General features: G+C 74.8%; 15 protein-coding genes. 5 read left to right on the plus strand and 10 right to left on the minus strand.

Annotated elements, in window-relative coordinates; translation table 11 throughout:
* The 4 genes from DEF28_RS08215 to ychF all read right to left on the minus strand — a co-directional run.
* Positions 1–2,054 (minus strand): TcpE family conjugal transfer membrane protein (locus DEF28_RS08215; RefSeq protein ID WP_267900207.1); only part of this gene is annotated, 2,054 nt, incomplete at its 3' end.
* A 13-nt stretch (positions 2,055–2,067) separates the two neighbouring features.
* Positions 2,068–2,373, minus strand: coding sequence for a hypothetical protein (locus tag DEF28_RS08220; protein ID WP_114396541.1), 306 nt, complete (start codon positions 2,371–2,373; stop codon positions 2,068–2,070).
* A gap of 111 nt (positions 2,374–2,484) precedes the next feature.
* Positions 2,485–3,465, minus strand: coding sequence for a conjugal transfer protein (locus DEF28_RS08225; RefSeq protein WP_114396542.1), 981 nt, complete (start codon positions 3,463–3,465; stop codon positions 2,485–2,487).
* A 350-nt stretch (positions 3,466–3,815) separates the two neighbouring features.
* The gene (gene ychF / locus DEF28_RS08230) at positions 3,816–4,910 is read right to left on the minus strand and encodes a redox-regulated ATPase YchF (protein WP_114396543.1); all 1,095 of its coding nucleotides are present in this window, start codon (positions 4,908–4,910) and stop codon (positions 3,816–3,818) included.
* Between the two features lie 515 nt (positions 4,911–5,425).
* Here ychF and DEF28_RS08235 point away from each other — a divergent pair.
* The 3 genes from DEF28_RS08235 (at position 5,426) to DEF28_RS08245 (ending at position 8,519) form a co-directional block, all read left to right on the plus strand.
* On the plus strand, positions 5,426–6,385 hold the full coding sequence (locus tag DEF28_RS08235; protein ID WP_114396544.1) for an FkbM family methyltransferase: 960 nt from the start codon (positions 5,426–5,428) through the stop codon (positions 6,383–6,385).
* 161 nt (positions 6,386–6,546) lie between these two features.
* Positions 6,547–7,935 (plus strand): DNA recombination protein RmuC, encoded by a 1,389-nt coding sequence (locus tag DEF28_RS08240; RefSeq protein ID WP_114396545.1) that lies wholly within the window; start codon positions 6,547–6,549, stop codon positions 7,933–7,935.
* A complete protein-coding gene (locus DEF28_RS08245) occupies positions 7,932–8,519 on the plus strand; it encodes a DUF6542 domain-containing protein (RefSeq protein ID WP_233515168.1) in 588 nt (195 codons plus the stop codon). Before DEF28_RS08240 ends, DEF28_RS08245 begins: the two co-directional genes overlap by 4 nt.
* Positions 8,520–9,120: 601 nt before the next feature.
* Here the strand turns inward: DEF28_RS08245 and DEF28_RS08250 are convergent.
* The 3 genes from DEF28_RS08250 to DEF28_RS08260 form a co-directional block, all read right to left on the minus strand.
* Positions 9,121–9,390, minus strand: a complete 270-nt coding sequence (locus DEF28_RS08250; protein ID WP_114396546.1) for an exodeoxyribonuclease VII small subunit — start codon at positions 9,388–9,390, stop codon at positions 9,121–9,123.
* The gene (gene xseA / locus DEF28_RS08255) at positions 9,387–10,706 is read right to left on the minus strand and encodes an exodeoxyribonuclease VII large subunit (RefSeq protein WP_114396547.1); all 1,320 of its coding nucleotides are present in this window, start codon (positions 10,704–10,706) and stop codon (positions 9,387–9,389) included. The genes DEF28_RS08250 and xseA overlap by 4 nt, the downstream gene beginning before the upstream one ends.
* An 81-nt stretch (positions 10,707–10,787) precedes the next feature.
* Positions 10,788–11,528, minus strand: coding sequence for a hypothetical protein (locus tag DEF28_RS08260; RefSeq protein WP_114396548.1), 741 nt, complete (start codon positions 11,526–11,528; stop codon positions 10,788–10,790).
* A 372-nt stretch (positions 11,529–11,900) separates the two neighbouring features.
* On the opposite strand from DEF28_RS08260, the gene DEF28_RS08265 reads away from it, so the two are divergent.
* Positions 11,901–12,872: a 4-hydroxy-3-methylbut-2-enyl diphosphate reductase gene (locus DEF28_RS08265; RefSeq protein ID WP_114396549.1), complete on the plus strand. Its 972-nt coding sequence runs from the start codon at positions 11,901–11,903 to the stop codon at positions 12,870–12,872.
* 96 nt (positions 12,873–12,968) lie between these two features.
* Here the strand turns inward: DEF28_RS08265 and DEF28_RS08270 are convergent, their stop codons facing one another.
* From DEF28_RS08270 to DEF28_RS08280, 3 genes are all read right to left on the minus strand, one after another.
* Complete coding sequence (locus tag DEF28_RS08270; protein WP_233515169.1) at positions 12,969–13,343, minus strand: hypothetical protein; 375 nt, start codon at positions 13,341–13,343, stop codon at positions 12,969–12,971.
* A 140-nt stretch (positions 13,344–13,483) separates the two neighbouring features.
* Positions 13,484–14,041 carry a DUF4245 domain-containing protein gene (locus tag DEF28_RS08275; protein ID WP_114396550.1) on the minus strand — a complete coding sequence of 186 codons (558 nt, stop codon included), beginning with the start codon at positions 14,039–14,041 and terminating at the stop codon, positions 13,484–13,486.
* Positions 14,042–14,077: 36 nt separating this feature from the next.
* Complete coding sequence (locus DEF28_RS08280; protein WP_114396551.1) at positions 14,078–14,743, minus strand: TetR/AcrR family transcriptional regulator; 666 nt, start codon at positions 14,741–14,743, stop codon at positions 14,078–14,080.
* A gap of 185 nt (positions 14,744–14,928) precedes the next feature.
* Here DEF28_RS08280 and glpX point away from each other — a divergent pair, with 185 nt between their 5' ends.
* Entirely contained in the window at positions 14,929–15,954 is a 1,026-nt protein-coding gene (gene glpX, locus DEF28_RS08285) for a class II fructose-bisphosphatase (protein WP_114396577.1), read from the plus strand.
* Positions 15,955–15,988 lie beyond the last annotated feature (34 nt).

The following is a 15,988-nucleotide window of genomic DNA, read 5'->3' on the forward strand; positions in this document are numbered from 1 at the left end:
GGGTGAGCCGGTCCGCCGACCGCCGGGGCGCGCTCGGCCGGCGGGGACGGCTCCGCGCCAGCGCGCGGTTCGGCGGCGCGCTCGGCGGCGTCGGCGCGGTCGGGTTCGGGGGCCGGCGGAGCGGACGGGCCGGGCGCGGTCTCCGGGGCAGGCGCGGTCTCCGAGGCGGGCGCGGTCTCCGGGCCGGGCGCGTCGGTGCGGCCGTCGGCTTCGGCCCCCCGCTGCGCGTCGGCCTCCGGCCGCGCCTCCCGCCGCGCCGGGCCGGCCGGCACCGCCTCCTCGGCGTCCGCGGCGCCACTCGCGGAGTCCGTGCCGGCGGCGTCCTGCCGGTCGTACGAAAAAGCGGCTCCGGTCTCGTCGGGAGCCGCCTCCGGCCGTGCGGGAGCCGTACGGGGGGTGCCGTCCGCCCCGACGCCGGCCGGTTCGGGGAACTCCGCGGGAGCGGCGGCTCCCGGCGGCAGCGGGGCGGGGTCCACGTCGCCGCCGGAGCGGCCGGCGACGGCGGACCGCGCACCGTGCTCGGGCGCGGCCTCCAGCTCCGGGAGGGGCGGCGCGGCGTCGAGGGGCGCGGCGGCCGCGGCGGAGTCCGCACGGCCGGGCGCCGGGAGCCCCCCGCCGACCGCGGGCAGTTCCCACGGCGCGGCGTGCGGGCGGGGGCGCTCTGTCCGCGGCCGCTGGTCACGGTCCTCGCCGGGGGCCGCGGGCGCGCCGAGTCCGCAGGCCCGCTCCGGAGCGGGCCGCTCGACGGCGGCCGCCCGCTCCTGCTCCAGCCTGCGGGCGACCGCAGCGCCCTGCGCGCGTCCCCGCAGCCGCCGCTGCGCCTCGCGGCCGTGCCACGGATCGTGCTCGGAGGCGGGCTCGTCTTCGGGCGCCTCGGCGCGCCGGCTCTCGGCGGCGTGCTCTTCGGGAGTGGCGACGCCGTCGGAGGCGGCCGCGTGCTCGGCCCCCGGCCCCGCGTGGCCGCGCTCCCCGCCGGCGTCGTACCCGCTGTGCTCCGCAGCCGCCGGCCGCTCGGCCGCCTCGTCGGCCTCCGGCTGCCCGGCCCCGGGCACCGGCGCGGCCATGATCTCCTCGGCGCGGCGCCGCGCCGCGGCGCGATCGTCCGCCGCGGACTCCCGGCCGGTGCCGAGGCTGTCCGCCGCGATCGGCCACGGGGCCTCGCCCGGCGGGGTGCGCGGTGCGGCCAGCCAGGGATTGCGCTCACCGCTGCGCCCCTCGGCGCCGCCCGCCTCGGCTGCGGGTACCTCGGCCGGGTCGGCGGGTACGGCGGGCTCGGCGGCGGCCGCGGCGGTGGGCAGCACGCTCGGCGCCTCCTCGCGGCGCCGCACGGTGGCGAGTCCGCCGCGGTCGGCCGCGGGCCGTGCCCGCTCCGCGGTGTCCGCGGCCTCCGGCCGGGGCAGCGCGAAGCCGAAGTAGTTGAGGACGCGCAGCCCCACGGAACGCCGCGCGGGGGCCTCGGCGGGGGCGCCGACCGGCGGGGTCGCGCGCTCCGCGGGAGGCGCGGGGTCCGCCGCGGCCGGCTCGGAGCGGGCGGGTGCGGGGGCAACCGGTTCGGCCGCGCCCTCCGGACGCGCCGCGAGCAGCGGCAGCGGTTCGGAGGACGCCTGGTCGGCCTGGGCCGCCGTCGCGTGGCGCGCTGCCCGGCGGGCCGCCTTGCGGTTCACCTCGGGCAGCGGTCCGGCTGCCGGATCGCGGTGCCAGACGCGCGCCGTCACGGTGATCTCGGCGGGCTCGTACTGGGGCGCCAGCCGGGTGTACACCCGCGCCTCGGCGAGGTAGCGCGCCTGGGAGAGCAGCAGCTCGGTGAGGCGCTTGCCCTCGATGACCGGCCGGGTCATGAAGAAGGCGATGACGAACGGGGGGACGATCCAGACCACGTGCCACGGAGTGTGGAACGGCACGCCGATGAGGCTCATCAGCAGCGTCCACACCAGCGTGACGCCCAACCAGACACCGAACGTGACGAGCGGAAGCGGCGTGGGCAGCCGGAAGTCGTAGAGCTTGTACAGCCGCTTTTCGATGCGCCAGATGTTGGTGTACGTGGGCAGGTCCACGTCCCCGGCCCTCCTACTCGGTCGTCACACCCATGGCCCGCGCGATGGCCACCGCGATGACCTCGATGATCCCCGGTACGTAGAACACGATTCCGATGAAGATCGCCAGGATGATGAACTGCGCGAACCGCGTGATCTCCCGGGTGAACAGGAAGAAGATCGCGACAATCGAGACGATCACGAGGAACAGGGGCCCGAAGAATCCGCGCAACCAGTCGGCCAGCCCTGAGGTGTCCGGGCCGTCCGCCGTCGCGGCCAGCACGACGGGGACCAAGGTATCGGTCGCGGCATGCGTGACACTGGAAAACAGGGGGAGCATCTAGCGGCCGCCCCCCCGTGGCTCACATCTCAGCATGGTCCTTCACGTCTCCTTACTGGTGCCCGGGCCGGTTCGGCACCGGTCGTCACGCTTACGGACGTTCGGCCGTGGTCAGCCGAACGAGTTCGGGGCGCCCTGGAGGTCGCGCACATACCAGTTCTCGCCCTCCCTGACGACGGTCAGCTGGTAGCTCTGGGCGAGTTCGCCGGAGCCGCCCTCGCCGGCCAGCCGCCACACCACAGTTGCGCGGACCTGCCGTGCGTCGCCCGAGCCGGCTCCCGTGGCCGCGGGGACGGTGAGGTCGCGCAGGTCGGCGAACTCCACGGTGTCGGCGGGTAGCGCGGCGACCTCGGCATCGGGCTCCAGGTAGCGGGAGAGGTGCTCAGGCGTCTGCGCGTAGGCCTCGAAGAAGCCCTCCAGGATGGGTTCGAGCTCGTCACGGGCGTCCGTGTCGCTCTCGACGCCCGGCTCGTCGGGCAGCTGCGCCCTCCCCGGGGCGGCCAGCAGGGCCGGCTGCCCCGAGACGACGAGGGCGCTGCCGCCGTCCTCGGCGTAGACGGGCACGTCCAGGCTCACCGGGCTGCCGTTGAGGTCGGCGCTGAGCCTCACGACGGCGTTGTTGTCGTCGCGGGCGTCCACCGCGAGGACCTCGATGTTCTCGCCGGTCAGCTCACCACCGGAGAGGTTGAGCGACGATGCCCTTCCCTCGGGGAGGAAGGCCGCCAGCGCGTCGGCGCGCTCGTTGGCGCCGCCCGGCGCGGCGTTGAGGTAGAGCTCGGCGAACCGGACGGCGAACGCCGCCGCGGCGGTGTGCGGGAAGTCGACGGTGTCGGTCGGCTCGGGTTCGGTGCTCTCGGGCTGGGCCAGCCCGGAGCGGATCGGCTGCCAGACCCCGTTGAAGAGCACGACGAGGATGAAGGCCCACAGGAAGGCCCGTCCCACCCACACCCACCAGCGCCCGCCGGCGCCGGATCGGGGGCGCCGCGGCCGCCGGCCACGTGCGACGGGTTCGTCCTGCCACCCGTCAGCCGGCGGGACGGCGGCGTCCTCCACCATGGCAGCGCCGCGCCCCGCGGTCGACTTGCGAGCCATCACGCCTCCATCCACACCCGAGCCTGCCCAGGGGCGCACAGATTGTGCGTTCCCGGCCGCGCAGGCGCTGTTTCCCGCGGCCTGTCTACCCCATCCTCTATGGTGCGGCATGACCCGGGATCTCCATGGCTATTACGCGATCGTGTTTTCCTCCGGCCCGTTTTCCACCGGCCTGTCCGGGACTGCCACAATGCCGCGTCCGGGCGCATCGGACCACGAAGCGGGACAATAAGGCAAGGTCAAAGCCGGTTTTGCGGGGTGTCCGGAAAGAAAGAATTCGCTGATCAGTTAGCCAACTGTGGCTCGGAGGCGCTGGTCCGCCCGGCGCGCGCGGGTGACGAAAGAGTCACCTACACGTTGAAGCGGAACTCCACGACGTCACCGTCGTGCATCACGTAGTCCTTGCCTTCCATCCGAACCTTGCCGGCGGCCTTCGCGGCCTGCGTGTTCCCGGCTTCCACCAGGTCATCGAACGAGACGACCTCGGCCTTGATGAACCCGCGCTGGAAATCCGTGTGGATGACGCCGGCGGCCTCCGGAGCCGTGGCCCCCTTCTTAATGGTCCAGGCACGCGCCTCTTTCGGACCGGCCGTAAGGTAGGTCTGCAGCCCAAGTGTGGCGAACCCAACACGGGCCAGCTGAGTGAGGCCCGACTCGCTCTGGCCCATGGATTCGAGCAGCTCGGCCGCCTCGGCGTCGTCCAGTTCGGCGAGCTCCGCCTCGATCTTGGCGTCGAGGAAGATCGCCTCCGCGGGGGCGACGAGACCCGAGAGCCTCTTGCGCAGCTCCGCGTCGGCCAGTTCGTCGGAGTCGAGGTTGAAGACGTAGATGAACGGCTTGACGGTGAGCAGGTTCAGCTCGCGGAGGTCCGCGAGTTCGATCCCGGCCGCCGGTCCGCCCGTGGACAGCGCGTGCCCCTCGTTCAGGACCTCCTGCGCCGCCTCCGCCGCGGCGAGGAGCCGCTGCCGGTCCTTGTCCTTGGCGTTGGTCTTCGCCTCCTTGCGGAGCCGGGGCAGCGCCTTCTCCAGCGTCTGCAGGTCGGCGAGGATCAACTCGGTGTTGATCGTCTCGATGTCGCGCGACGCGTCGATCTCGCCGTCGACGTGGGTGACGTCCGGGTCGTCGAACGCCCGAATGACCTGGCAGATGGCGTCGGACTCGCGGATGTTGGCGAGGAACTGGTTGCCCAGCCCCTCCCCCTTGGAGGCGCCGCGGACGATGCCGGCGATGTCGACGAAGCTCACCGTGGCCGGGATGACCTTGGCCGAGCCGAAGATCTCCGCCAGCGCGGTGAGGCGCGGGTCGGGCACCCCCACGACTCCGATGTTGGGCTCGATGGTGGCGAACGGGTAGTTCGCGGCCAGAGCGTCGTTCTTGGTCAGCGCGTTGAACAGTGTGGACTTGCCGACGTTCGGCAGGCCGACGATCCCGATAGACAGACTCACGGACTCCGAGTCTAGGGCGGAGCGGGAGGTGCGTCGGTGCCGACGACGTGCGGGGGTGGAAAGCTCCGTGCGAACGGATGGCAGAGCTCCGCGCGAACGGACGGCAGAGCTCCGCCCGAGCCCGCGGAGGAGCCCCGCGCCGGCGGGCGACCGGCCGCCGCGGGCAGCGATCACGGGCCCCGCACGGGCGGACGATTCGGTGACACGCGGGTGATCTTTGGATGAAATGGCCCGCGCAGCGCCGCAGTACGACGGTACCGTCGTTACACCGCGGAACGGCCCGGGTTCCGTACGTGTCCGGTCGGGGGGCGACCCGGACGCGCTCCGTTTCTACTCCTCGGCGGTGCTTGCCGTGTTGACCGCTCTTGCCGTGTACGCCGTGCCCACCGCGCCGCCAGCCGCGGTCCCGCCGACCGCGCCGGCGATGCCGGTCGCGGCGGCCGGACGCCGGCCCGCCGCGTACGGTCCGGCCGCCGGGCACACGGAGTCCGTGTCTGCCACTTGGGGGGCTTTCAGTGGTACCTGATCAGGTCCGCGCGTTCGTCCGGCGCCATCCGGCCGTCCGCCGCGCGGCACGACGCATCCGCGTCCACCTACCGGAACGGCTGGGCGGCATCGACCCGGACCGGCTACCGCCGAATGTCCGGCGGTTCGACCTCGCGCTGCCGGTCCGCGACTCCGGTCCGCTGGTCGGCCCCGAGTCGCTGGAGGTCCGCGCGCCCGGCGACTTCTGGGTGGCCAAGCGCCTGGCCGAGCGCGGCCTGGCCGGCTACGAACCCGAGACGCTCGCCTGCTTCCTCGCCGCCCTTGAGCACAGCCGCCCCGGTGCGGTGCTCGACATCGGCGCCAACATCGGGGTCTACGCGGCCCTCGCCGCGGCCCGTACCTACCGCGAGGTGTACGCCTTCGAGCCGACCCCCGACGTGGCGGCGGCCGCGCGCGCCATCGCGGCCGGCAACGGGCTCGGTGTGCACGTCGAGGAGCTGGCCCTGAGCAACCACAGCGGCACCGCGTCGCTGCGGCTGTCCGCGACGACCGACGCCTCCAACTCGCTGGCCGCCGGGTTCCGGCGGGAGGTGGGCCGGATACCGGTCCGGCTGGACACCCTCGCGCGCTGGCGCGAACGGGCGGGGATCGTGCCCGCCGTCATCAAGATCGACACCGAGACCACCGAACCCGACGTGATCGCCGGCGGGCTGGAGGTGCTGCGCCGGTTCCGGCCGTGGGTGTTCTGCGAGGTACTGCCGGACCGCGGTGTGGAGGAGCGGCTGATGGCGCTGCTCGAACCGCTCGACTACGGCTGGTACCACCTGTCCGGCCCGCCTCCCCACCCGCCGCGCCCCGTGATCACCGGCCGCGGCTCGGGTTCCCGGGACCGGATGTGGATGTTCGCTCCCGAGACCCCGCCTCCCGGCTTCTGGCGCGCCGCGGGCCTGTGGCGCAGCGCGATCGACGCCTGCCTGCCGCGCACCTGACCGGCCGCGCCGCCCGGCGTCCGCACGCGCGCTCCGGCCGACCGCCCCCGCGCGGACCCGGCCGGACCGCCGCGCGGCCGGCGGCGGCGGACCGCACGAGATCCCGGCCGCCGCGCGTGGCGGTTCCCGGCTCGGCCGCCGGGTTGAGAGCATGGGCCGCTATGGACGGCCTCAACCTGGTTCTCGTACTGCTGGTGGGAATCGCGCTCGGCACGCTCCTCGGCTGGATGCTGGCCCGGGGCCGGGAAGCGGAGTCGCGTGCCGACGCGCGGGCGGCCGAGGAGCGCGCGGCCTACATCGAGGAGCAGCTCGCCGAACGCTTCCGCGCGCTCTCGGCGCAGGCGCTCGACGCCACCAACCAGCGGTTCCTCGAACTCGCCGAGGGCCGGCTGCGCGCGGCCAACCAGGCGGCCGGGCACGAACTCGACCAGCGCCGCCAGGCGGTCGAGCACCTGGTGGCACCGCTCAAGGAGACCCTGGCGCGGGTCGAGGCCCAGCTCCGCGAGGTGGACGCGGGCCGCCGTGCCGCGCACGCCGAACTCGCCAAGCAGGTGGAGTACGTCCGCGAGGGATCGGAGCGGCTGCGCGACCAGACCCAGGCCCTCGTCACCGCGCTGCGCCGCCCCGAAGCGCGCGGCCGGTGGGGCGAGCTGCAGCTGCGCCGGGTCGCGGAACTCGCGGGGATGGCCGCCTACTGCGACTTCGAGGAGCAGGCGAGCGCCGAGACGCCCGACGGCCTCCGGCGCCCGGACATGGTGGTGCGCCTCGCCGGCGGCAAGAGCATCGTGGTGGACTCCAAGGTCTCCCTCTCCGCCTACCTGGAGGCCGTGGAGAGCGACGATTCCGACGTCCGTTCCGGTCGGCTCGACGCGCACGCGCGGCAGCTGCGCACCCACGTCGACCAGCTGGCGGGGAAGTCCTACTGGGCGGCGTTCAGCCCCGCCCCGGAGTTCGTCGTGCTGTTCATCCCGGGCGAGGCGTTCCTGGCCCCGGCGCTGGACCGCGACCCCGCCCTGCTGGAGTACGCGATGGCCCGGCGCGTGCACATCGCCACCCCCACCACCCTCATCTCCCTGCTGCGCACGGCCCAGTACGCCTGGCAGCAGGAGGCGCTCAGCGCGAACGCCCGGACCGTGTTCGAACTCGGCAAGCAGCTGCACGCGCGGCTGGCCACGCTGGGCGGCCACGTGGACGGCCTGGGCCGGGCGCTCTCGCGCACGGTGACCGCGTACAACCAGACGGTCGGGTCCCTGGAGAGCCGGGTCCTGGTGACGGCCCGCAGGTTCACCGAACTCGGCCTGGTGGAGGACGAGCTCGACGCACCGGGCGGGGTGAGCGAGCAGACCCGCCCGCTCGCCTCCCCGGAGCTCGCGGCGGCCGCCGGGGCACGGGGCGGGGACGCCGACGGGGCGGAGGCGCAGACCCGGGACGCCGACCTCCGCGTCCGCCTGTACGGGGCCGCCGTCGACGCCGACCCCGGCGCGGCATCCGACACGGCGCCGCGAGAGGATCCGGATTTCACCCCCGGAGTGACACACTGGACGCGGTGAGGCAGCTGAAGGAGCACACGGTGATGGCGACCCGCGACGTGGACGGCGCCCCGGCCCCGCATCCCCCTCGGCGCCCGCCACGCCGACGCGCCGCGGGGCGGTCCGCGCCGCCGGCCGCGGCCCGCCGGATCCGGCTGACCGCGCGCGGTGCGGTCCTCGCGATGGTGCTGGCCACCTTCGGTGCCGCGCTGGCGGAGCAGCTCGCCGGGGTTCCGGCCGCCTCCGGCGCCGCGTTCGTCGCCGTGTGCGTCCTGGCCGCGTTCCTGGTGCGGCGCAGCGACCTGCTCCCGCTCGCGGTGAGCCCGCCGCTCGGCTACTTCACGGGCGTGCTGGCGGCGGAGGTCGTCCTCACCCTGGGCAGCGACGGCTTCGCCCGCGCCGTGCTCATCGGCCTGGGGACCCGGCTCGCCGACATCGCGCCGTCGCTGTTCCTCGGCACCGCCGTCGTCCTGGTCGTCGCCGCCTGCCGCGGCCTGCCCGCGAACATCCGGGAACTCGGCGACGAACTGAGCGGCCGCCCCGCACGCCGCCCCAGCCGCCGGGGCGGCCCCCCGAAGGGCCGACCGGACGCCCCGACCCGGTGAGACCGGCCACGGCCGGACAGGGACACCCCGGACGCACACCGCGGCACGACCGGGTGTCCGCGGCGCCGTTCTCGCGTGCCCTCACCGCCGGCGACCGCCTGGTCCGCCCGACCCGCGGCCGCCGCCCGCCGCGGACCCCCGCGTCATAGCCGCGCCCGGAGCCTGACCCGCACCGGAGACCGCCCCGGCCCGGACGGCCAGCCAGGTCGGGGCCGCGCCGGGCGACCACGGCGGGACATGCGCGTAGGGGTCTCCCTTCCGCAGGTCGGGCGTCCATGGTCCGGCGACGCACTCCCCGCGTGTGCAGGGTCCAGGGCCACCAGGGTGGCGAGGACGCGTACGAGCGCTCCCCTCGCACGTGGGCGGCCGCTTGGTCCCGCGTGTGCGGCCTCCGTGCGGTTCGGGGAAATTCGTCAGGCGGCCGAAGCGGAGGCGGCAGGGCCGGTAGCGTCCCACGTCAACGAGTCCGCTCCCCGCGCACGCCGGGGATGGCCCGACGGGCTGCCGTACCGGCTCCGCGCGAACTGCCCCGCCGGCGCGCGTCCCACGGGGCGTCCTGGCGCGGCGCGCCCGGACGCCTCCCGCTACGTGCGGGCGGCGGTCAGAACGGGGCCTCGGTGTCGGCCGTGCCGCTGCCCTCCGGCTCCTTCTCCGCCAGCGCGACGGCCAGTTTGGCGCGGGCGCCCTCCAGCCACTCCTCGCAGACGCGGGCCAGCCGTTCGCCGCGTTCCCACAGGGCGAGCGAGTCCTTGAGCGTCAGGCCGCCGGACTCCAGCTGGCGGACCACCGCGTTGAGCTGCTCGCGGGCCTCCTCGTAGCCGAGTTCCGGCTCGGCCGGCGTGGATCCGCCAGTGTCGTTCGTCGCGGTCATGCGTCCCCCTCGTGCGTTTCCTCGTGCGTGTCCAGCCGCGCGGACGCCTCATGCGTTTCCGCCCGCTCAGAGCCTTCGGGCGTTCCCGGCCGCTCCGGCGGTTCCGTGTCGATCCGCTCGCCGGCGGTCGCGGTGATGCCGTCCTCCGCGAAGCGCACCCGCAGCGTCTCTCCGGGGGTGACCTGCTCGGCGGAGCGCACCACCGTGCCGTCACCGCGCTGCACGACGGCGTAGCCGCGGGCCAGAGTGGTGGCCGGGGAGAGCGCGAGCAGCCGGGCCCGGGTGTGGGTGAGGTCGTCCTCGGCGCGGGCGACCGCGGTGGCGACGCAGCGCCGCGCGCGGTCGCGCAGGCCGGTGACCTGCTCGGTGAGGCGGTCGATCTCGCGCAGCGGGCTGGCCAGGGCCGGCCGGGAGCGCATGCCCGCGAGCCAGGCCTCCTCGCGCGCGATACCGCCGAGCAGCACCCGCCGCCCGCGGTCGCGCAGTTGGCGGACGAGGTCGAGCTGCTCCCCGACGTCGGGCACCACCCGCTTGGCCGCGTCGGTGGGCGTCGAGGCCCGCACGTCGGCGACCAGGTCGAGCAGCGGGTTGTCCTGCTCGTGGCCGATCGCGCTCACGACGGGCGTCCGGGCGGCCGCGACCGCGCGGACGAGCGCCTCGTCGGAGAAGGGCAGCAGGTCCTCCAGCGATCCACCGCCGCGGGCGATGATGACGACGTCGATCTCCGGACGCCCGTCGAGTTCCTTGAGCGCGTTCATGACCTCGCCGACGGCGCGGTCGCCCTGCACCGCCACCTCGCGGACCTCGAAGCGCACCGCCGGCCAGCGCCGCCGGCTGTTCTCCAGGACGTCGCGCTCGGCGGCCGAGCCGCGCCCGCAGATGAGCCCCACCGCGCCCGGCAGGAACGGCAGCCGCCGCTTGCGGGAGTCGGCGAAGAGGCCCTCGGCGGCGAGTGTGCCGCGCAGTTGCTCCAGCCGGGCGAGCAGCTCGCCGAGCCCCACGTGCCGGACCTCCAGCGCCACCAGCGAGAAGGTGCCCCGGGCGACGTAGAAGTCGGGTTTGGCGTGGATCACCACCCGCGCACCGGCCTGCGGCGCGGGGGCGGCCGCCTCCAGCACCCGCACCGGGCAGACCACGCGCACCGAGACGTTGGCGACGGTGTCGCGCAGCGTCATGAACGCCGTGCCGCCGCGGCGGTTCAGCTCCGCGATCTGGCCCTCGACCCAGATCCGGCCGAGCCGCCCGATCCAGCCGCCCACCGCCTGGAGGACGACGCGGACCGGCTGCGGTGCCTCGGCGGAACTCTGCATCCCCATACCTGTCGAGCCTAGAGGAGGGCGCCGACATGCCCGGGCCACCCCGCCGACCGGCCGGGGCCGCCCGCCGGCGCGGCCGCGCTACTCGCCGGCCGCCTCCGACTCCAGCTTCGCGATCCGGTTGTCATACATCCGGACGAACTCGGGACGGTTGGCGTGCGCCGTCTCGTAACCGCGCAGCGTGCGCACCTGCTCGATGGTGAGCTTGCGCAGCCGGGCCCGGACGGAGGGCAGCGTCAGCTCGTCGTAGTTGGGCACCGGCAGGTCGGCCGCCTCGGCCGGTCCGCTCTCGGGAGCGCCGGCCGCCTGGGCGTCCGCCTTCACCTCCTTGGCGGCCTTCGCCGCGGCGACCGCGTCGGCGAAGACGGAGCTGTCGGCCGCGACGGTCTCGGCGTTGGCGCTGTCCAGCTCCGCCGCGATCTCGGCCTTCTCCTCCGGCTTCACCAGCGACTCCTCCTCGGCCTCCGGGCGCTCGGGGGCCGCGGGCGCCGCCGCCGGAGTCGGAGCAGGGGCGCTCTCGTTCCGGGCGGCGGGCTCCGCGGCTCCGGACGGCTGGGTTCCGGCGAGCGGCCGGGGCGTGTCGCCGACAGGCTCCTGGGTGACGGTGGGCTCGCTGGTGTTGGCGGCCTCGGTGCTGAACTCCTCGGCGACCGCGGCGGAGGCGTCGGCGGGCACGGCCTCGTTGGCGGCCGGGGCGCCCTTGACGTCGGCGTCGGCGGCGGCCAGGTCCGCGGGCCGGCTGGAGGCGGCGGGCCGGCCGAACTTGGCGAAGACGCGCCGGACCGCTCCGGAGATCTTGCTGGACATCGACGGTTTCGACATGGGAATCGGGGACTCCTGCTGCTGGCGGTCGGGGGGTGTGGTGCGGCGCGCCTCCTCGGGAGGGCGAGGGGTCGGCAGCCCGGAACGTGCGAACCGCTGGCACGGCGCTGTTTCGTTTCGCAGACCACCCAGAATAGGGGAGTTCCCCGCCCCCGCGGAGATCGGCGGACCGCGGTTCCCGGCAGTTCGGAGGCGCGGCGGAGCGCGTCCGGCACCGAGGTGCGCCCGAGCACGCCGCGGTGCCGCTTGTCACACCCCCGGACGTGTCTGTACGGCGGCCGCGCCGCCGGTCCCGCGCCCGCGCCCCGCGGGGCGCGTCGGGGCAAGACGCCGCGAACCGCTCCTGCCGGGACAGGCCCTACGATGGATGGCATGACTGCGACGAATCGCCGCCGTGTCCTGCTCGCCAAGCCTCGCGGCTACTGCGCCGGGGTCGACCGCGCCGTCGTCACGGTCGAGAAGGCGCTGGAACAGTACGGTGCCCCGATCTACGTGCGCAAGCAGATCGTGCACAACACCCACGTCGTCCGCACGCTGGAGGAGCGCGGTGCCATCTTCGTCGAGGAGACCGACGAGGTGCCCGAAGGCGCGATCGTCGTCTTCTCCGCGCACGGCGTCTCCCCGATGGTGCACGAGGAGGCGGCCCAGCGCCAGCTGAAGACCATCGACGCCACCTGCCCGCTGGTCACCAAGGTCCACAAGGAGGCGAAGCGGTTCGCCGCCGAGGACCGCGACATCATCCTCATCGGCCACACCGGCCACGAGGAGGTCGAGGGCACCAGCGGTGAGGCGCCCGAGCACATCCAGGTCGTGGACGGCCCGGACGAGGTCGACAAGGTGCAGGTCCGCGACCCCGACAACGTCTCGTGGCTGTCGCAGACCACCCTCTCGGTGGACGAGACCAACGCGACGGTCGACGCGCTGCGCAAGCGGTTCCCGAACCTGCTGGACCCGCCGAGCGACGACATCTGCTACGCCACCTCCAACCGCCAGGCCGCGGTGAAGGAGATGGCTCCGGAGTGCGACCTCGTGATCGTCGTCGGCTCCGACAACTCCTCCAACTCGGTGCGGCTGGTGGAGGTGGCCCTGGAGGCGGGCGCCGGCGCCGCCCACCTGATCGACAACGCCTCCCTCATGGCGGAGTCCTGGCTGGAGGGCGTCGAGACGGTCGGCGTCACCAGCGGCGCGTCCGTGCCCGACATCCTGGTGCAGGACCTGCTCCGCCGGCTCGCCGAGTACGGGTACGACTCCGTGCGGGAGGTCGAGACCGCCCAGGAGAGCCTGACGTTCTCCCTGCCGAAGGAGCTCCGCCGCGACCTCCGCGCGGAGGCCGTCGGTTCCTGACCCCCGCCGCGCCGTGGCCGCTCGGCCGCACCGCGGCGCCGCAGAGACGCGGAAAGGCCCGCCGCCCCGATGGGCGGCGGGCCTTCGCCTCGTCCGTCAGCCGTTCCCCGACAGCCGGTCCCGCAGCGCGTCGGCGGCCGTGCCCCCGGGGTCCTGAACGGCCTGCTCGGCCGTCTCGGCGTACCCGCCGGCGGTCTCGGCCCAGCCGGCCGTCGCGCCCTCGACCTGCTCCTGGACGGCCCCCGCGGGGTCGGCGTAGGCCTCCGTGGCCGCGGCGGCGCTCTCCTGCACACCGGCGGTCGCGTCCTGGAACTGCTCGCCGTAGTGGTCGCCCGCCACCTGGGCGATGTCGCCGGCCGCTCCTCCGGTCAGGCCGTCCGCGCCCTGGACCGCCGTCTCGACGGCCCCACCCGCGGTCTCGGCGGCGTCACCGAACAGGCTCTTGAACCAATCGACAATCTCGCTGAACACCTGGAATCAACTCCGTGCTGGGACGCCCGGTACGCGTCCTGGGGTCGTGGACTCCCAGGTGTACCGGAACGAACCTCAAGGGCACGTTAAATCGCTCCGAAATCGCGCCGGCACGTGTCGTGACCGGGGCCGCGGCCCCCTCAGCCGCCCGCGCCAGGCCGCAGCGACGCCGCGAGGACCGCCAGTTCGGCGTACTCGGCGCTGCCCGCGACGACGACGGTGGCGCCGTCCTCCTGCCGGACGAGGGCCCGCCGGTTCTCGGCCTCGTTCCAGTACCGGTCCCAGGTGCCGCCGCCCACCTCGGCGGTGCCGTCGGCGGCGCCGTTCTCGGTGGCCGCCGCGACGAACGCCTCCGGGTCGGCGTCGCTGATGGCGAACTCGGCGTGCCGGTCCTCGGGGGTCGCGAAGCCGAGGGTCCAGGAGACCGGCCCGGCGGGCTCCTCGCCGGGCAGCGCGCCGCCGGTGTCCAGGCGGGTACTGGTGGGCACCCATCCCTCGGGCAGCTCCTCCGGGGCGTAGGTGCCGTACGGCGCGACGTCCTGGAGGGCGACGAGGTCGGCGGTGTAGTCGATACTCGGGATGTGCTCGCGGCTGCGTCCCGCGACCACCAGGGCCATGGCCAGGACGATCAGCACGACCACCCCCAGGGCGGCGGCGTACCCCCCGAACGTGGCGTCGGCGCGGTTGTACCTGCTCATGCGGCGCCGCCCGTGGTCGAGGGGGCGGCGTGCTCGTCAATCGGTCTGCTCATCGCCTCCAGCTTGCCGCAGGCCCGGCGCGCCCGCCGACCGGGGTGGCTTGCGCAGCGGCTCCAGGCCGGCGAGGACCTCGATCACGTCGTCGGCGAGCCGCCGCGCGGCGGCGCGGTCCTCGCGGCGGACCACCTCGCCGACCGCGAGCAGCATCGCGCCGCTGACCACCATGAGCAGCGCCTCCTCGACGGGCTCCTCGGCCTTGCGGAACAGCGCCACGTTGCGGTCCGTCCACGCGCGCAGTTCGTCGCGGACGGCGGCGTCGAACCCGGGCGGGCTGTCGCCGCTGAAGAACAGCCAGGCGGTCTCCCGCTCCTCGATGCAGCCCTCCAGGTAGGCGCGCGCGGCGGCGTGCATGAGCCGTGTGGGATCGGTCTCACCCGCGGCGCGGGCCCGGGCGGCCGCGTCGTGGGTGCGCTGCTGCTGGCGCTGCTGGAACTCGGTGTAGAGGGCCCTGAACAGGTCGGCCTTGCCGGTGAAGTGGTGGTAGAGGCTGCCGACGCTGGCGCCCGCCTCGGCGACCACCTCGCTGACCCCGGCCCGCGCGAACCCGACGGTGCAAAACACCCGCGCCGCCGCGTCCAGCAGCGCGTTGCGGGTCGCCGTACCCCGGTGCGACACCCGCACCGTCCGCTCCGCGTTGTCCACCGCCGCACCTCCGCGCACCCCGAGACCCGCGCCCGCCGTCCCGCCGCGCGGCCCGGCCCGCCTCCGGTCGAGGTTACGCCAGGTGGCTAACCTGGACGCAGCCGCCGCCGGCGGCCGGGCGGGGACGAGTCGCGCCCGTGCCCCACCAGGCGAGAGCACCTGAGCCGTCGTTCGAAAGGCTGATGATGACCACTCCCACCGCCCCCGTGCCGACTCCCGCCGACGCTCCGGACCGCAATCTCGCGCTGGAGCTCGTCCGCGTGACCGAGGCCGCCGCGCTGGCCGCCGCGCGCTGGGTCGGCCGCGGCGACAAGAACGGCGCCGACGGCGCCGCCGTCCGCGGGATGCGGCACTTGATCAACACGGTCTCGATGGCCGGCACGGTCGTGATCGGCGAGGGCGAGAAGGACAACGCCCCGATGCTGTTCAACGGCGAGCGGGTCGGCGACGGCGCCGGGCCGGAGTGCGACGTGGCGGTCGACCCGATCGACGGCACCCGGTTGACCGCGATGGGCATGAGCAACGCCGTGTCGGTGATCGCGGTCAGCCCGGCGGGGTCGATGTTCGACCCGTCGGCGGTGTTCTACATGGAGAAGCTCGTCACCGGCCCGGCCGCCGCGGGCGCGGTGGACATCACGGCGCCGGTCGCCGACAACGTCCGCGCGGTCGCGGCGGCGAAGGGCGGGAGCCCGCAGGACGTCACGGTGGTGATCCTGGACCGGCCGCGGCACGCCGACATCGTGCGGGAGGTCCGCGCGACCGGGGCGCGGATCAAGTTCATCACCGACGGCGACGTCGCGGGCGCCATCATGGCGGCCCGGGCCGGCACCGGCGTGGACCTGCTGCTCGGCATCGGCGGCACGCCCGAGGGCATCATCGCGGCCTGCGCGCTGAAGTGTCTCGGCGGTGTGATCCAGGGCCGGCTGTGGCCGCGCGACGACGCCGAGCGCGCCAAGGCCGAGGCGGCCGGGCACGACCTGTCCCGGGTACTCACCACCGACGACCTGGTCTCCTCGGAGGACGTGTTCTTCGCGGCCACCGGCATCACCGACGGCGAGCTGGTGGGCGGGGTCCGCTACGAGTCGGGCGGCGCGATCACGGACTCGCTCGTGATGCGCGGCCGCAGCGGCACGATCCGCAAGGTCCGCAGCGAGCACCGGCTGAGCAAGCTGGCCACCTACAGCGGGATCGACTTCGAGGCGGCGACCTGACCGGTGCGCCCGGCGCCGCATCGGGTGCCGCGGC

The sequence above is a fragment of the Marinitenerispora sediminis genome, assembly GCF_003336425.1.
In the GTDB taxonomy this organism is placed as follows: Bacteria; Actinomycetota; Actinomycetes; order Streptosporangiales; family Streptosporangiaceae; genus Marinitenerispora; species Marinitenerispora sediminis.

What these genes read in the sequence shown, in the direction of transcription:
- DEF28_RS08220 (WP_114396541.1), bottom strand. Translation starts at nt 2,373, where the DNA reads ATGCTCCCCCTGTTTTCCAGTGTCACGCATGCCGCGACCGATACCTTG.
- DEF28_RS08225 (WP_114396542.1), bottom strand. Translation starts at nt 3,465, where the DNA reads ATGGCTCGCAAGTCGACCGCGGGGCGCGGCGCTGCCATGGTGGAGGAC.
- DEF28_RS08240 (WP_114396545.1), top strand. Translation starts at nt 6,547, where the DNA reads ATGGACGGCCTCAACCTGGTTCTCGTACTGCTGGTGGGAATCGCGCTC.
- DEF28_RS08250 (WP_114396546.1), bottom strand. Translation starts at nt 9,390, where the DNA reads ATGACCGCGACGAACGACACTGGCGGATCCACGCCGGCCGAGCCGGAA.
- xseA (WP_114396547.1), bottom strand. Translation starts at nt 10,706, where the DNA reads ATGGGGATGCAGAGTTCCGCCGAGGCACCGCAGCCGGTCCGCGTCGTC.
- DEF28_RS08260 (WP_114396548.1), bottom strand. Translation starts at nt 11,528, where the DNA reads ATGTCGAAACCGTCGATGTCCAGCAAGATCTCCGGAGCGGTCCGGCGC.
- DEF28_RS08265 (WP_114396549.1), top strand. Translation starts at nt 11,901, where the DNA reads ATGACTGCGACGAATCGCCGCCGTGTCCTGCTCGCCAAGCCTCGCGGC.
- DEF28_RS08275 (WP_114396550.1), bottom strand. Translation starts at nt 14,041, where the DNA reads ATGAGCAGGTACAACCGCGCCGACGCCACGTTCGGGGGGTACGCCGCC.
- glpX (WP_114396577.1), top strand. Translation starts at nt 14,929, where the DNA reads ATGACCACTCCCACCGCCCCCGTGCCGACTCCCGCCGACGCTCCGGAC.